Source organism: Phaeobacter sp. CECT 5382, assembly GCF_001457775.1.
Taxonomy (GTDB): Bacteria; Pseudomonadota; Alphaproteobacteria; order Rhodobacterales; family Rhodobacteraceae; genus Pseudophaeobacter.
On sequence record NZ_CYSG01000005.1, the window covers coordinates 111,711 to 127,875 of the forward strand.

At 59.1% G+C, this 16,165-nt stretch carries 17 protein-coding genes; 14 read left to right on the forward strand and 3 right to left on the reverse strand.

The features are described from left to right. Positions 1-186: 186 nt before the first annotated feature. Positions 187-822, forward strand: a complete 636-nt coding sequence (locus tag PH5382_RS07425) for a hypothetical protein (RefSeq protein ID WP_058333729.1) — start codon at positions 187-189, stop codon at positions 820-822. A 51-nt stretch (positions 823-873) separates the two neighbouring features. Here the strand turns inward: PH5382_RS07425 and PH5382_RS07430 are convergent, their stop codons facing one another. Continuing rightward, positions 874-1,581 carry a hypothetical protein gene (locus PH5382_RS07430; protein WP_156414858.1) on the reverse strand — a complete coding sequence of 236 codons (708 nt, stop codon included), beginning with the start codon at positions 1,579-1,581 and terminating at the stop codon, positions 874-876. Positions 1,582-1,911: 330 nt separating this feature from the next. On the opposite strand from PH5382_RS07430, the gene ybgC reads away from it, so the two are divergent. From ybgC to folD, 13 genes are all read left to right on the forward strand, one after another. Beyond that, the gene (ybgC, locus tag PH5382_RS07435; protein WP_058333731.1) at positions 1,912-2,298 is read left to right on the forward strand and encodes a tol-pal system-associated acyl-CoA thioesterase; all 387 of its coding nucleotides are present in this window, start codon (positions 1,912-1,914) and stop codon (positions 2,296-2,298) included. A gap of 181 nt (positions 2,299-2,479) precedes the next feature. Continuing rightward, positions 2,480-3,175: a protein TolQ gene (gene tolQ, locus PH5382_RS07440; RefSeq protein WP_058333732.1), complete on the forward strand. Its 696-nt coding sequence runs from the start codon at positions 2,480-2,482 to the stop codon at positions 3,173-3,175. Between the two features lie 3 nt (positions 3,176-3,178). Then, a complete protein-coding gene (gene tolR / locus PH5382_RS07445; RefSeq protein WP_058333733.1) occupies positions 3,179-3,679 on the forward strand; it encodes a protein TolR in 501 nt (166 codons plus the stop codon). Positions 3,680-3,705: 26 nt separating this feature from the next. Then, on the forward strand, positions 3,706-4,845 hold the full coding sequence (locus PH5382_RS07450) for a hypothetical protein (protein WP_058333833.1): 1,140 nt from the start codon (positions 3,706-3,708) through the stop codon (positions 4,843-4,845). A gap of 181 nt (positions 4,846-5,026) precedes the next feature. Beyond that, positions 5,027-6,313 carry a Tol-Pal system beta propeller repeat protein TolB gene (tolB, locus tag PH5382_RS07455; protein WP_231751828.1) on the forward strand — a complete coding sequence of 429 codons (1,287 nt, stop codon included), beginning with the start codon at positions 5,027-5,029 and terminating at the stop codon, positions 6,311-6,313. Between the two features lie 114 nt (positions 6,314-6,427). Then, complete coding sequence (pal, locus tag PH5382_RS07460) at positions 6,428-6,928, forward strand: peptidoglycan-associated lipoprotein Pal (protein WP_058333735.1); 501 nt, start codon at positions 6,428-6,430, stop codon at positions 6,926-6,928. A 4-nt stretch (positions 6,929-6,932) separates the two neighbouring features. After that, positions 6,933-7,772, forward strand: a complete 840-nt coding sequence (gene ybgF, locus PH5382_RS07465) for a tol-pal system protein YbgF (protein ID WP_058333736.1) — start codon at positions 6,933-6,935, stop codon at positions 7,770-7,772. 17 nt (positions 7,773-7,789) lie between these two features. Further along, positions 7,790-9,040 carry a tRNA lysidine(34) synthetase TilS gene (gene tilS, locus PH5382_RS07470; RefSeq protein ID WP_082645600.1) on the forward strand — a complete coding sequence of 417 codons (1,251 nt, stop codon included), beginning with the start codon at positions 7,790-7,792 and terminating at the stop codon, positions 9,038-9,040. Between the two features lie 75 nt (positions 9,041-9,115). Continuing rightward, positions 9,116-11,044 (forward strand): ATP-dependent zinc metalloprotease FtsH, encoded by a 1,929-nt coding sequence (gene ftsH, locus PH5382_RS07475; RefSeq protein WP_058333737.1) that lies wholly within the window; start codon positions 9,116-9,118, stop codon positions 11,042-11,044. A gap of 263 nt (positions 11,045-11,307) precedes the next feature. Beyond that, positions 11,308-11,883 (forward strand): MOSC domain-containing protein, encoded by a 576-nt coding sequence (locus PH5382_RS07480; RefSeq protein WP_058333738.1) that lies wholly within the window; start codon positions 11,308-11,310, stop codon positions 11,881-11,883. A gap of 186 nt (positions 11,884-12,069) precedes the next feature. After that, entirely contained in the window at positions 12,070-13,746 is a 1,677-nt protein-coding gene (locus PH5382_RS07485; RefSeq protein ID WP_058333739.1) for a formate--tetrahydrofolate ligase, read from the forward strand. A 60-nt stretch (positions 13,747-13,806) separates the two neighbouring features. Continuing rightward, entirely contained in the window at positions 13,807-14,112 is a 306-nt protein-coding gene (locus PH5382_RS07490; protein ID WP_058333740.1) for a chorismate mutase, read from the forward strand. A 51-nt stretch (positions 14,113-14,163) separates the two neighbouring features. After that, on the forward strand, positions 14,164-15,066 hold the full coding sequence (gene folD, locus PH5382_RS07495) for a bifunctional methylenetetrahydrofolate dehydrogenase/methenyltetrahydrofolate cyclohydrolase FolD (RefSeq protein WP_058333741.1): 903 nt from the start codon (positions 14,164-14,166) through the stop codon (positions 15,064-15,066). A 64-nt stretch (positions 15,067-15,130) separates the two neighbouring features. Here folD and PH5382_RS07500 read toward each other — a convergent pair whose 3' ends face one another. Both PH5382_RS07500 and PH5382_RS07505 read right to left on the reverse strand, forming a co-directional pair. Then, positions 15,131-15,667 carry a hypothetical protein gene (locus PH5382_RS07500; RefSeq protein WP_058333742.1) on the reverse strand — a complete coding sequence of 179 codons (537 nt, stop codon included), beginning with the start codon at positions 15,665-15,667 and terminating at the stop codon, positions 15,131-15,133. 16 nt (positions 15,668-15,683) lie between these two features. Beyond that, the gene (locus PH5382_RS07505; protein WP_058333743.1) at positions 15,684-16,097 is read right to left on the reverse strand and encodes a DUF2306 domain-containing protein; all 414 of its coding nucleotides are present in this window, start codon (positions 16,095-16,097) and stop codon (positions 15,684-15,686) included. Between the last annotated feature and the right edge of the window lie 68 nt (positions 16,098-16,165).

The window sequence follows — 16,165 nt, forward strand, 5'->3', positions numbered from 1 at the left end:
CAGGAGCCTGTTGCAATTGTGAAGAAAGTCGCGCGTCAAGGACAAGCCGCTGCGCGGGGCCTTGCGGCCTCCTTGACCCGCAGGGGGGGCAGGGGACGGTCTGCGTCTTTGATGGGCTTGTCGTTTTGCTCTGCGGCGGGCATAGAGCGGTAATGCCCCAGTTTCTGCCCTGATGGAGCCTCTCGCATGTCCCTGGATCTGACCCCGGAAGAAATCCAATCTCTGTTCACCCGTAGCGACGGCTCATACGGGTTCGCGCGCTGGGGACGGCCGATTGCGCCGGTTATCTTTGGGGTCGAGGAAGAGACGCTACAGGTGGTCAAGGGCGCGATCGAGGCGGTGGCAACCCTTGCGGGCGCGCAGATGGCAGAGACGGATCCGGAACTCGGCTCCAACCTGATGTTCTTTTTCTTTCGCGATTGGGCAGAGCTTTTGGATGTGCCGGATCTTGGCCGTCTCATTCCCGGTCTGGATACCCTGGTGGCGCGCCTTGAGGCGGCGGATGCCAGCCAGTATCGGGCGTTTCGATTTGATGATCAGGGCGCGATACAGGCCAGTTTTGTCTTTTTGCGCATGACCGGAGCGATGGCGGATCTGCCAGCGGAAACCCTGGCGCTGGGGCAGGCAGCACAGGTCATCCTGCTATGGGGCGACCGGGCTTTTGCCGAGACCTCGCCGCTGGCGGTGCTGCCGGAGACCGGGGCCACCATTCTACGGCCTGAGATCGCCGGGATCATTGCTGCTGCCTATGACCGGATGATGCCCCCAAGCGCCAATGACAGCAGCCACGCCCTACGTCTGTTTGCACGTCTGCAGGGCTGAAGCCTCTGTTCGCCGGGCGAGAGGGGGCGCGGCGCGTCCTCTTTGACAGTCCTATTTGACGGTCAACTTGAAGGCACCTGTGGGCACCAGAACTTCCCAGGAGATGGATTTGTTGCCCGCCGTCGTGGTCTCGCCTTCGACATAGGTCTCACCGCCGACTTTCAGGATCTTATAGTCGACCTCGGCAGAGAGCTTGCTGCCGATTTTTTTCGCCACCTGAGCTGAACTTCCGGCTGAAATGCGCTGGATCTTGGACATCTCCTCTGATCGGACGGTCAGGGTTTTGGAGCTGCCCAGCTTGTAGGTTGTCACCCCGCTGGAGACATGCGCGGCCTTGCCGGTGGGCACGGCCATGATCCGCAGGGACCCAACAGGCATGATCTCGATGCCTTTGAAGCTGACAACCCCGCCTTTGATCGGTTTGGACAGGGTGATGGTGTCGCGCCCGGGAGCCTTGATCTCAATATAGGCGCGGTGGCTCAGCATGGGGGAGCCAAGAAAATCCACATAGACAAATTGCATATCGACTTCGCGTGCGCCGTGCTTTTTTTCATTGGCCTCATGTTTGATCTTGTCGCGTTTGGTGAGTTTCAGCGCAGCGTCAATATCTTTCAGCAAATAGCCCAGGTATTCCGCCACCTCTGCGACGGCTTTGAATTTCGCATCCCGGCTGAGCTTGACGGCACCTTTCTTGAGCTTGTCGAGCGCGATCAGGCGCCCCTCATAAGCCGGCGGCTTGCAATCCCAATAAGAAGACATGGGGGAGGCCAGACTGTTGTCACGTAGTTTGTGTGTCTTGAGAAGCTTACTCCATGCGCTGGAGTCGATAAATTTGGTACCCATTTGAAAACCTGTAAACAAAACAAAATTGAACAACCTTGAAACCTGAGCTGGGCCAGCGCCGGGTCATTAGCCGGGCCTTTGACAGACTTGGGCCGGGGGAAATTCCCGGTGAAAGATTGCAACGGTTAGTCTACGCGACTGTGACCTTGGGTCAATCCCTCCGAGGTTGCAGTGCTGGCCCCGCAATCACCTTGTCGCCATGTGGGGGGCTCTTTAAACTATGGCCAAGTGCAGGAGAGCAGGCAGATGGTCCATACCTTCCCGGTCCGGGTTTACTACGAAGACACCGATATGGGTGGCATTGTCTATCACGCCAATTATCTGCGCTATATCGAACGCGCCCGCAGCGACTGGGTGCGCAATCTGGGCAATGACCAGAACGCGATGCGCGATGCCGGGCTCATCTGGGTCGTGCAGCGGGTTGAGGCGGATTATCTGGCCTCGGCCAAATATGACGACGAGCTGCTGATCGAAACCGAAGTTTTGAAACTTTCCCCGGCGCGACTGACCATGGGACAGCTGGTCAAACGCGGCGACACCGCGCTGTTTCGCGCCAAGGTCACAGCCGTCTGCGTACAAGCTGAGACTGGCCGACCCACCCGACTGCCGGCAGAGATTCGCGCATTGATGTAACATTGCGCGCCATGGGCCTTTGTTTCATTGGCTTTTACCGTTGAACTCGGATAGCGTCAGCCCGAATAAGGCCGCATCAGACGGTCACGAGCTGAGTTCGGAGCGGTGGCACATTTTCCCGATCCGGGCCCGATCCGAATTGAGGAAGGCCGGAGTGATCCGGCACAGATAGAGCAGGCAAATGGAAGCAGAAACTCTGGCGCTGGCGCAGGAGATTGATTTCTCCATGTGGGGTCTTTTCGCGCGGGCCACGATCACCGTAAAGCTGGTGATGCTGATGCTGATCGCGGCGTCGGTCTGGTCTTGGGGCATTATTGTTCAGAAACTCATCAACTACCGGCAAGCGCGCCAACAGGCGGCGCTGTTTGATCAGGCCTTCTGGTCGGGCGAGCCGTTGGACGGGCTGTTTGATCAGCTGGGGCCGGATCCCGCAGGCCAGTCGGAACGGATCTTTGCGGCTGGCATGTCGGAATGGCGGCGCAGCCATCGTAGCGATGGTGGGCTGATCCCCGGTGCGCAGGCACGTATCGACCGGTCCATGGATGTGGCGATCGCCAAGGAGAGCGAAGATCTGCAAAGCGGCCTTTCGGTGCTGGCGACCGTGGGATCCACAGCGCCATTCGTTGGCCTGTTTGGCACCGTCTGGGGCATCATGACCGCCTTTATCGAGATCGCGGAACAGCAAAATACCAATCTTGCCGTGGTGGCACCCGGTATCGCCGAGGCCTTGCTGGCCACCGGTCTGGGGCTGCTAGCGGCGATCCCTGCGGTGATTTTCTACAATAAGTTGAGCGCGGATAGTGACCGTATTCTTGGCGGCTATGAGGCCTTTGCCGATGAATTTGCTACCATCCTCAGCCGCCAGCTGGATTCCTGAGCCATGGGAGCTGCAGTTCAGCAATCCTCAGCCGAGGGGCGCCGGCGCGGGCGTCGTCGCGGTCGCGCCAAGCCGATGGCCGAAATCAATGTAACACCCTTTGTCGATGTCATGCTGGTGCTTTTGATCATCTTTATGGTGGCCGCGCCCCTGATGACGGTCGGCGTGCCGGTGGATCTGCCAAAAACCGCCGCCGGGGCTTTGCCTGGTGAGCAGGAAGAGCCGCTGACCGTGACCATGATTGCGGGCGGTGAGATCCAGATTCAGACCAGCCCGGTCGCGCGCGACGAACTGGTCGGCAAACTGCGTGCCATTGCGGCGGAACGCACATCAGACCGCGTCTATCTGCGCGCTGACGGGGCGATCTCCTACCGCGAGGTGATGCAGGTCATGGGCGCGCTCAATGCGGGTGGCTTTGCCAATGTTGGTCTGGTGACGGATGTGGGTGGTCCGGCGCTGGATGCGGCCTCGACCGGTGTTGCCGGCCGCGGCGCGGATCAGTAGGCGGGGGCGCGGGCGTTCACATGGGCGTGCAAACCGGAACCAAAATCTCTCTTGCAGGACATGGGCTTCTGGTGGGCTGGGCGGCCTTTGGCGCCTGGTTTTCTTCGGACCCCTTGCCCTTTCAGGTGCAGGAGGTCTCGGTGATCTCTGCCGAAGAATTTGCCCGGCTCAGCCAGCAGATCCAGGCGCCTGAGGTCACGGAAAACCCCAGTGCGCTGCCGCCGCCCGAGGACCCGACGACCCAGCCGCAGGTCTCGCAACGGCCCGAGCGCCGCCCTGAAGTCACCGTGCCTGAGGCGGTCACAGCGCCAAGCATTGAGATGCCTGCGACAACACTGCCAGAGCCGCAGCCGGAACCTGAAATCGCAGCAGAAATTCCCCAGCCGCCGCAGCAACCTGACACAAACAGTCCCGCGACCCCCAGCATTGTTCCTGTGCAGCCCACCCCAGAGCAGCTGCGCCCGGCGGATCGTGTGGCCCCAGTTCCGGTTGAAGCCCCCGAGCCGGAAGTCACCATTGATGATCTGGTACAGCCAGAGGTCGCCCCGGAGGCAGGTGCTGAAAGCGAACAAGAGGTGCAGGAGGCAACAGCCCCCGAAGCCGCGAGTGACCGCATCGTGACCGAGGCGAATGAAAGCGATGAGGCAACGCCAACGGTGCCTGTCACGGCACCCAGCACATCCGTCCGCCCTAAAACGCGCCCTCGTCGTCCAGCCCCATCCGAGACTGCTGCCGAAACCCCGGCTGCCGATCCCGAGACAAACCAGCGCTCTGCCATCGAAGATGCGTTGGCGGCTGCCATTGCTGGGGGGGGCGAAGTCGCTGCGCCAGAACCATCTGGCCCGCCGCTCACAGCGGGAGAAAAGGATGCGTTGCGGGTATCAGTGTCGAAATGCTGGAACGTCGGCTCGCTCTCGTCGGAAGCTTTGAAAACGACCGTCGAAGTCTCGGTCTCTTTGCAACAGAACGGGAAAATCGTGGCTGGGTCCGTGCGCATGGTCTCCAGCACAGGGGGATCTGCGGGAGCGGCCAAACAGGCCTATGAGGCGGCACGGCGTGCTATCATTCGCTGCGGGGCGAAGGGGTTCCAGCTGCCAAGCGAAAAATACGGTCACTGGCGTGACATTGTGATGACTTTCAACCCTGAAAAGATGCGTATCAAATGAGACACCAGATCGTGAAAGCACCAGCGGCAAAGCTCCGCTATGAGGAAGAGGCACCGAATCTTCCCCCTGCAAAGCGGCTGTACCGGGGCGATATTGAGAAGATGATTGATCCAGAAAGGATGCAGGGCACATGAGGATTTCGCTGACGGCTTTTGTAGCAGGCCTGTTGCTGGCGGTACCGATGCTGGTCCTTGGCACGACTGCCGGGGCGCAGAACGGGCCATTGCGCATTGAAATCACCGACGGGGTGATTGAGCCTTTGCCCTATGCGGTGCCGGATTTCATTGCCGACACCCCCGCCGCCGCAGAACTGGCGCGCGAGATTACCCGCGTGATCGCCGCCGATCTCAGCGGCACCGGCCTGTTTCGCGAAGTCCCTGCCACGGCGCATATCTCTACGGTCAGCGACTTTGACGCTCCGGTGAAATTTGCCGACTGGAAAGCGGTGAACGCCCAGGCGCTAATCACCGGCGGCGTTTCGGTGAATGGCAAACAGCTGACCGTGCGGTTTCGCGGCTATGACGTCTTTGCCGACAAAGAGCTTGGCGCTGGCCTGCAGTTCACTGGCACCACCGATGGCTGGCGGCGCATGGCCCACAAAGTGGCAGATGCGATCTACAGCCGGATCACCGGCGAAAGCGGCTATTTCGACAGCCGCGTGGTCTTTGTCTCTGAAACCGGGCCAAAAAATGACCGGCGCAAGCGGTTGGCGATCATGGATTATGACGGGGCAGGGGTGCAGTATCTGACCAATAGTGCGGCAATCGTGCTGGCGCCGCGGTTTTCGCCAACCGGTGATCGGGTGCTCTATACCAGCTATGAAAGCGGCTTTCCGCAGATCCATGTGCTGGATGTCGGTAAGGTGCAGCGCCGGGTTCTGTCAGCAGACAATGGCATCATGAGCTTTGCGCCCCGCTTTGCGCCGGATGGCAACACTATCGTGTTTTCGCAGGCCGAAGGCGGCAATACCGATCTTTATACCATGGATATTGCCACCGGCAGCCGCACCCGGCTGACCCGCGCCCCTTCGATTGAAACGGCGCCCTCCTATTCGCCCGACGGCAGCCAGATCGTCTTTGAAAGCGACCGTTCCGGAGCTCCGCAGCTTTATGTGATGCCCGCCCGCGGCGGTGAAGCGCGCCGCATCAGCTTTGGCAAGGGGCGCTATGGCACACCGGTCTGGTCACCGCGCGGCGATCTGATTGCCTTTACCAAGCAGAACAAGGGGCGTTTTCACATCGGGGTCATGCGGCTGGATGGCAGCGAAGAGCGCCTGTTGACGGCCTCGTTCCTGGATGAAGGGCCAAGCTGGTCCCCCAATGGGCGCGTGATCATGTTCACCCGTGAAACCCAGGGGGCCACCGGGCGCGCTTTGCTCTATTCGGTGGATATCCTGGGACGCAATCTGAAACCTGTCCGCACTCCTGATGGGGCGTCAGACCCCGCTTGGTCGCCGCTTCAGCAATAGAAATACGACTGAAAAGCTTAGGCTGCAAAAAGCAAGGGCAGGAACACCCGCATAGAATCAACACAGCCGCTGTGCTAGGCTCAGGGCAAGAAACGCAAAGGAATAAGCATAGTCATGAGCGGTTTTAGGAAAGCAATTATGCTGGTTGCAGCACTTGGGCTTGCGGGATGCAGCAATGCAGCCTGGGATGATACCAATACAACAAACCTGGGTGGCGCGGGCACGGGCGCAAGCGCGCTGGATCCGGCCAGCCCGGCCTATTTCCAGCAGGAAATCGGCGACAGGGTGCTGTTTCTGGTGGATCAGTCCAGCCTTAACCCAACGGCCGAAGTGATCCTGCAGGGGCAAGCGCGCTGGCTCAGCTCAAATCCGGATTATGTCGTTACCATCCAGGGGCACGCGGATGAGCAGGGAACCCGTGAATACAACCTTGCACTGGGCGCGCGCCGGGCCAATTCTGCCCGCGAGTATTTGATTTCACAGGGTATTGCCGGATCGCGTATTCAGGTGGTGAGCTTTGGCAAAGAACGCCCGTTGGAAATTTGTTCCGCCGAGAGCTGCTATGCCAAGAACCGCCGCGCGGTCACCGTGCTGGCCGGCGGACTGACAGGATAAGACTATGAAATTGTTCCGCGCCGCCCTTTTGGCCACTACTTTGCTGACGCCGGTTTTGGCGCCGCTGCCACTGGCGGCGCAGAATACGCAAACTCTGGCGGATATCCGCCAGGAGCTGACGGTTCTGCATGTCGATATCCAGCGTATGAAACGGGAATTGTCCACCACAGGCGGCGTCAGTGCCAGTGCGCCGACAGGCAGTTCGGTTCTGGACCGCGTCGGTGCCATTGAGGTCGAATTGCAGCGGCTGACGGCGCAGACCGAACAGCTGCAACACCGTATCAACCGGATCGTCACCGATGGCACCAACCGCATTGGGGATCTGGAATTCCGGCTGGTTGAACTGGAAGGCGGCGATATCAGCGCCCTGGGAGAGACCACAACGCTGGGCGGCGATGCCGAGGACGGTCATGCGACCCCTGCAAACACCCTACCAGAGGCGGAGAGCGATGGTGAACTTGCCGTTGGCGAGCTGGCTGATTTTGAAGCCGCCAAGCTGGCGCTGTCCGAAGGCGCCTATCAGGGCGCTGCCGAGAAATTTGCCAGCTTTACCCAGGCCTATCCGGGCAGCCCGCTGGCGACCAAGGCGGATTTCCACCGAGGCAGGGCACTGGATGGATTGGGCGACACGCGCGAAGCTGCACGGGCCTACCTGGCAGCCTTTACCGGCAATGCGACCGGCGAAATTGCCCCGCAGGCCCTGTTTGAGCTTGGAGCGGCGCTGGGGCGTCTCGGGCAGAAGGATCAAGCCTGTATTACCCTTTCCGAGGTGGAGGTGCGCTTTCCAGGAGAGACAATCGTAGATCAGGCGGCGGCCGAAATGGCGGTCCTGAGCTGCTCGTGACTGCGAAACAAGTGGCCATGAAACATGCGGAAATCGTCGCTGAGTTGCGGCGGCAGTTCACTTCAAACCCGCCGGCACGGATCGGCATTGCCGTCTCCGGCGGCGGCGATTCGGTTGCGCTGCTGCACCTGTTGCACGACTGTTTCGGGGATCAGCCCGTCGAACTGATGGCGGCGACCGTTGATCATCGCCTGCGTGACGCCTCGCGCAGTGAAGCCGAATATGTGGCGACGCTGGCCGCCGATCTGGGGATTCGCCATGAAATCCTCAGCTGGCAGGAGGGGCCGCAAGAGAGCGGAAATCTGCAGGATCAGGCCCGCGAGGCCCGGTATCGGTTGCTATCCGCTTGGGCGCGCAAACATGGCATTCCTGTTCTGACCCTTGGGCATACTGCGGATGATCAGGCGGAAACCGTTCTGATGCGGCTCAAACGGGCCTCAGGCGTCAGCGGGCTGGCAGGCATTCCCCAGCGTCGCACTCTGAATGGAATTGGCTTGCTCAGACCGCTGCTCGAGGTGCGCCGTGACACGTTGCGGCAGTATCTGCAGGCACGGGGAACCCGTTGGATCGAGGATCCCTCAAATGACGACGAAACCTTTGAGCGTATCAGAATGCGCAAGGCGCTTGGCGCGCTGGAGGATCTGGGACTGACTGTTGAGGCGCTGTCGACTGTGGCGCAGAACATGCACAAGGCGCGTCGGGCGCTGGACTGGTATGTGTTTCTGGCCGCCCGCGATATGGCCCGGTTTGAGGCCGGCGCGATCGTTTTCGAGCTGCGTAAATTTCGGACTTTGCCGGATGAAATCTCGCATCGCTTGCTGCTGGAGGCAATTTTATGGATTTCCGGTGGCCAATACCCGCCGAGACGCCTGCCAATGATCGAGGCCGTCGCGACCGCACAGCGCGGTAATTCGACGACGCTGGCCGGATGTCGTATTCTGAGCCGCAAATGCGGTGTCTGGATCTGTCGCGAGTTTAACGCAGTGCGGGATCATAGCGCCCGTTCAGGCGATCTGTGGGATCAGCGATGGCGGGTTTATGCTGGCGAATTAGGAGGTTGCGAGGTTCGTGCCCTTGGGCCTGCAGGATTGGCCCAGTGTCCGGACTGGCGTGCAACCAGTGTGCCTGGGCCGGTGCTGGAAGTGACCCCAGCACTGTGGGAGGGGGACGATTTGAAGGCCGCTCCTGTGGCCGGATATGCCAATGGAAGCTCGGCTGAACCAAAAAATAGTGCAGAAGAGTTCTTTGCATCCCTTTTATCGCATTGAACCTGCCTGAATGTTCCTTATTTTAAGCGCAAAGAGGGCTCCCTGCGCGGGAGACCGAATATTGGGAGACTGTCCTTGGGCAACGCACGTAATATAGCATTCTGGGTTGTTCTGTTCCTGTTGATCCTGGCGCTGTTCAATTTGTTCAGCGGATCAGGCAGCACGATGCAGAGCCGTGAACGCACTTTCTCGGATTTTGTCGCGTCAGTAGAAGGCGGACAGGTCAGCACGGTTATTCTGGATGGGGAGCAGGTCCGCTTTACCACCTCGGATGGGCAAAGCTATGTCACCATCAAACCGGGCGATGCCGAAGTCACAGCACTTCTGATCGAAAACAACATTCCGGTCCGGGCCGAAAAACAGCAACAGTCTGGTTTTCAATCTTTCCTGATCACTCTGTTGCCCTTTGTGCTGCTGATCGGTGTCTGGATCTATTTCATGAACCGGATGCAGGGCGGCGGCAAAGGCGGTGCCATGGGCTTTGGCAAATCCAAGGCCAAGATGCTGACCGAAAAGCAGGGCCGCGTTACCTTTGACGATGTCGCAGGTATTGATGAAGCCAAAGAAGAGCTGGAAGAGATCGTTGAGTTTCTGCGCAACCCGCAGAAGTTCTCGCGTCTCGGCGGCAAGATCCCCAAGGGCGCGCTGCTTGTTGGCCCTCCGGGCACTGGTAAGACCCTGCTGGCGCGTGCCATCGCAGGCGAGGCTGGTGTGCCGTTCTTCACCATTTCGGGTTCCGACTTTGTCGAAATGTTCGTCGGTGTCGGTGCATCCCGTGTGCGCGACATGTTCGAGCAGGCGAAAAAGAACGCGCCTTGTATCGTCTTTATCGATGAGATCGACGCTGTCGGGCGCCATCGTGGTGCCGGGTATGGTGGCGGCAATGATGAACGCGAGCAGACGCTGAACCAGCTGCTGGTTGAAATGGACGGCTTTGAGGCCAACGAGGGTGTCATCATCCTGGCGGCCACTAACCGCAAAGATGTGTTGGACCCAGCTCTGCTGCGTCCGGGTCGTTTTGACCGTAACGTGACCGTCGGCAACCCCGATATCAAAGGTCGTGAGAAAATTCTGGGCGTGCATGCCCGTAAAACCCCACTTGGTCCCGATGTCGATCTGCGCATCATTGCGCGTGGTACCCCTGGGTTCTCGGGTGCGGATCTGGCCAACCTGGTCAATGAGGCTGCCCTGATGGCAGCGCGTGTTGGTCGCCGCTTTGTCACCATGGAGGATTTTGAATCCGCTAAAGATAAGGTGATGATGGGGGCCGAGCGTCGCTCGATGGTGCTGACGCAGGACCAGAAAGAAAAGACCGCTTATCATGAGGCGGGTCATGCTGTTGTTGGCCTGAAACTGCCGGAATGTGACCCGGTCTACAAGGCCACGATCATTCCACGTGGTGGTGCTTTGGGTATGGTTGTGTCGCTGCCGGAAATGGACCGCCTCAACTGGCACAAGGATGAGTGCAACCAGAAGCTGGCCATGACCATGGCAGGCAAGGCGGCCGAGATCATCAAATACGGTGAAGATCACGTATCAAACGGTCCAGCCGGTGACATCCAGCAGGCCAGCCAGCTTGCGCGGGCGATGATCATGCGCTGGGGCATGTCCGACAAGATCGGTAACATCGACTATGCCGAAGCCCATGAAGGCTACAGCGGCAACACCACCGGGTTCTCGGTCTCTGCTCATACCAAAGAGATGATCGAAGAAGAGGTCCGGCTTTTTATCCAGAACGGCTATGACCGCGCGTTCCAGATCCTGACGGAATTCAAGGATGAGTGGGAACGGCTGGCGCAGGGGCTGTTGGAATATGAAACCCTCACCGGTGATGAGATCAAGCGGGTGATGAAAGGGGAGCCGCCACACGAAGGCGGCGATGCTGAGGATGACGAAGGCGGCGGTGCAGCCTCGGTTACAGCCATTCCAAAGGGTAAGGCGAAAAAACCATCAGCCGAAGAAGGCGGCTCGGATGGCGATATGGAGCCGGAACCAACGGTTTAAGCCAACTAAATACGTATCGTAAAGACCCGGAAGACTTGAGTTTCTTCCGGGTTTTTTGTTGTGCGGTAGGTCTGAATTTGGGGGTGGCGCGGGGGTGGCAGGCAGCAAAGCTGCCTGCCACCCCCGCGCCCGGGTCGGATCGCTTTGCGATCCGACCCAAAGAGGGTTTTCAATGCAGGCATAACCACTATGGTCTGACCTATCATGGTTCTGCCCATCGTGGCTGGGGACACCGCACACAATAAATTCACAGGAAAACCAAAATGCCGGTCTTTTTAAAAACCCAATACAAAGGCGAAGTTGTCTGGGCCGGATCAACACCAGCGAATGCTGGTGTGTCCTCTGAAGCGCTCAAGAGTTTGGGTCTGGGTTTTGAAGGCTTAAAGGCAGAGCGGCACGCAGGTGAGAACCGGGCTTCTTGTATTCGCGTTGTCAATATCCATCCAGAAGGGACCGAGATCCGCAATACCCGCCAGCTGACAATCCTGTCGGAAGAAGAGCTTGCTTTGATCGCAGCTGACATGGGGCTCGCCCGTGTCGATCCCGCCAGTCTGGGCGCCAATCTGGTGCTGCGTGGTATTCCCGATTTCACTTATGTGCCGCCTTCATCGCGACTGCAGGGGCCGGACGGAGTGACCCTGACGGTCGATATTGAAAACCGCCCCTGTATTTTTCCGGGCCGTGAAATAGACAAGGCCCATGCCGGGTTCGGTCCCAAATTCAAACCCGCAGCCAAGACGCGGCGGGGAATCACCGCCTGGGTCGAACGTCCCGGGGCGCTGAAACTCGGAGATCATTTGGCCCTGTTCATCCCCGATCAGCGCGCCTGGGCCCCCTGAGGGCTCTCCAATGGACCACAAAATTTCGTTTTGTGGACTTTCGGTTCTCAAACTTTGGGCTGACGCCGCTTCATGGCCGGATAATGTCGGAAATCACGCGCGCATATTGACGCATTTTGGCTAAATCTGTGCCGTAATCGGCGTATCGGCGCCGGTAGATGTTTTCTCACATTCAGGAACCAGGCCATGAGCTACAAGAGTGATATCGAGATCGCCCGTGAGGCGAACAAGCTCCCAATCCAAGAGATTGGTACCAAGATCGGCATGTCGAGCGACGATCTGCTGCCCTATGGCCATGATAAAGCCAAAGTCAGCCAGGAGTTCATCAACTCGGTTCAGGGCAAAGAGGACGGCAAGCTGATCCTCGTCACCGCCATCAACCCAACGCCAGCGGGCGAAGGCAAGACCACCACAACCGTGGGTCTGGGCGATGGTCTGAACCGTATTGGCAAAAACGCCATGGTCTGCATCCGCGAAGCCTCCTTGGGCCCGAACTTCGGCATGAAGGGCGGCGCTGCAGGTGGCGGCTACGCCCAGGTTGTTCCGATGGAGGAGATGAACCTCCACTTCACCGGTGACTTCCACGCCATCACATCGGCCCACTCGCTGCTGTCTGCGATGATCGACAACCACATCTATTGGGGCAATGAGTGCGAAATCGACGTGCGTCGTGTGGCCTGGCGTCGCGTTGTTGACATGAACGACCGCGCGCTGCGTCAGATCACGGCCAGCCTGGGTGGCGTGTCCAACGGTTTCCCGCGTGAAACCGGTTTTGACATCACCGTGGCCTCCGAAGTCATGGCAATCCTTTGCCTCGCCAACGATCTGAAAGATCTGGAGCAGCGTCTGGGCGACATCATCGTGGCCTACCGCCGCGACAAGACCGCCGTTTACTGCCGCGACATCAAAGCCGAAGGCGCCATGACTGTTTTGCTGAAAGACGCGATGCAGCCAAACCTGGTGCAGACCCTGGAAAACAACCCGGCCTTTGTGCACGGCGGCCCCTTCGCGAATATCGCACACGGCTGTAACTCGGTTATCGCCACCAAGACCGCGTTGAAAGTGGCCGACTATGTCGTCACCGAAGCAGGCTTTGGTGCCGATCTGGGCGCTGAGAAGTTCATGAACATCAAATGCCGCAAGGCGGGTATCGCGCCTTCGGCTGTGGTGCTGGTTGCCACTGTGCGCGCCATGAAAATGAACGGCGGCGTTGCCAAGGCGGACCTGGGTGCAGAAAACGTCGAAGCCGTGAACAACGGTTGCGCCAACCTGGGTCGCCACATCGAAAACATCAAAAGCTTTGGTGTGCCCGTTGTTGTCGCCATCAACCACTTTGTCACCGATACCGATGCCGAAGTTGCGGCGGTCAAGGACTACGCAGCTACCCACGGTGTCGAGGCAATCTTGTCGCGTCACTGGGAGCTTGGCTCGGAAGGTTCCGCGCCGCTGGCAGAGAAGATTGTGGAAATCGTCGATGCGGGTCAGGCAAACTTTGCCCCGATCTACCCCGATGACATGTCACTGTTCGACAAGATCGACACCATCGCCAAGCGCATCTACCGCGCCGACGAAGTGCTGGCCGATAACAAGATTCGCAACCAGTTGAAAGAATGGGAAGCCGCCGGATATGGCAATTTGCCGGTCTGCATGGCGAAAACCCAGTATTCGTTCTCGACCGATCCGACCCTGCGTGGCGCCCCTGTTGGCCATTCGGTTCCGGTACGCGAAGTTCGCCTGTCGGCAGGTGCAGGTTTCATCGTTGCGGTCTGCGGCGAGATCATGACCATGCCAGGTCTGCCCCGCAAACCTGCGGCAGAGAATATCTGCCTAAATGACGACGGCCAGATCGAAGGCTTGTTCTAAGACGCAAAATGCGCTTTCTGCGGCCCGAGAGATACTCTCGGGCCGCAAGAGTTTTTAAAGATGACAAAACTGATCCCTGCGCAGAACTGCGCCGATATGACCGAATTACGCGCCCAGATTGATGATTTGGACAAACAGCTGGTGGATCTTCTTGCGACACGTGCCGGATATATTGACCGCGCGGTTGAGCTGAAGACCCTCAATGGCTGGCCGGCACGTATTCCGGCACGGGTGGAAGAAGTCATCGCCAATGCCCGCACCAAGGCGGGGGAGGCCGGGCTTGACCCCGATCTGGTAGAGGGTCTGTGGCGCCAGCTGGTGGAGTGGTCGATCATGCGCGAAGCCCGCGTGATCCATGAGACATAGATACGAGACGTAAAGCGGGCCGACCCGGTCTGCGGCAAAAGGAAGAATGCAATGGCAGCAAACATCATTGACGGCAAAGCCTTCGCCGCCACAGTACGTGAAAAAGTGGCAGGCCATGTTGCCCGTCTGAAAGAAGAGAACGACATCACCCCAGGTCTGGCCGTGGTGCTGGTGGGCGAAGACCCTGCAAGCCAGGTCTATGTGCGCTCCAAGGGCAAGCAGACCGTCGAAGTTGGTATGAACTCGTTCGAGCACAAGATGGATGCGGATACGTCCGAGGCGGACCTGCTGGCGGTTGTTGAAAAGCTGAACAACGACCCCGCAGTTCATGGTATTCTGGTGCAACTGCCGCTGCCCGCTCATTTGAACGAAGACCTGATCATCAATTCCATCGCGCCTGAAAAAGATGTCGATGGGTTCCACATCTCCAACGTTGGTCTGCTGGGCACCGGTCAGAAGAGCATGGTACCCTGCACCCCGCTGGGCTGCCTGATGATGCTGCGCGACTACCATGGCTCGCTTTCGGGTATGGATGCTGTGGTCATTGGCCGCTCCAACATCGTGGGCAAGCCCATGGCGCAGCTGCTGCTGGGCGACAGCTGCACCGTGACCATCGCGCATAGCCGCACCAAAGATCTGCCTGATGTTGTCCGTCGCGCCGATATCGTGGTTGCAGCCGTTGGCCGCCCCGAAATGGTGCCAGGTGACTGGATCAAGGAAGGCGCCACCGTCATCGACGTTGGCATCAACCGTATCCCGGCGCCTGAAAAGGGCGAAGGTAAGATGAAACTGGTCGGCGATGTCGACTTTGCCAGCTGCGCCCAACGCGCCGGTGCTATCACCCCGGTTCCCGGTGGCGTTGGCCCGATGACCATTGCTTGCCTGTTGGCTAATACCGTCACTGCCTGCTGTCGCGCCAATGGACTAGCAGAGCCCGAAGGCCTGACTGCCTAAGCTTCAGATTGCGACGACTAACATGATGGGGCGTTCCTTCATGGAGCGCCCCTTTTTGTTTGGATCAGTGTTGCGGCATTTGCTTGCGGCCATACCCTGTGGCGACAGGTGCATTCGGCCACAACAGGATGCGCACGGGGCGGCCAAGAAAGCTGCCCGAGGCCAGCCCGAGCAGCGCCGGGAAAAGGATCTGATAGGCGCTGCTTGCAACCAGATCAGGCGCGACGGCGACAGTGACTCCGTTGGCAAAGTTTGCCCAGAACAGCAGCATCATGACAGCAAGGCTCAGCCATTCTCCGGCGACTTCTGCGCGTAGGCCTCGACGGGCAATGATCCAGCGCGCCTGTATGCGAAATCCTAAACCTGCGCCGCAGATATAAGCCAGCCCCCAGGCGCCAAAGGCCATCCCTGCCTCTGGCTGAACTATGAGCACGGGCACATTGCTCAAGGCGATCAAGGGCATGAGAGAATAGGGCAGGATCGACATCTCGCGATCCCGGCTGGCATGCAGCCCAAGCAGGATGAGCAACAGCAGCAGCGGCCAGATCCAGAGCGGCGCGCCGGTTAGAATGCCAGTCAGAATACCTGTAAACAATTCCATTTTTTAAACTCCCCTTTCAAAGCCCAAACAGAACGGCGTTCATCAGCCGCCCCGGCAAAAGTGTGAAAACACCTGCCCCCATCAGGGCCCCGTAGGTGAGCCAAGTCATTGCCCGGCGATGGTGATGAACACGGTGGGAGCGGGCTGCCAGCACAGCGGCCACCAGGGAGACCAGCGTGACAACAGACAGCAGATGGATCGGGCTGAAACCGCCAATCAACCGGATCTCCCGGATCCAGAAACTGGACAGCGCCACCAGCGCCATCAGTATGATCCAGCTCCAGCCCAGTCTGCGATGCAGGCGGCTGCCGTGCTCCAGCCTAAACAAGGGCAGGCTAAACTGGGCCAGGGTCAGCGGGATCAGGCACAGGGCAGCAAAGACGTGGATCTGAACGGGCAGCGGCGCTGCAAGCAGGGGCGCAAGAAACATGGGATCTCCGGTGTTGATATCTCTGCCCAAGACGTGGCAATTTCCCTTCATCAAAGACAAAGCGCATT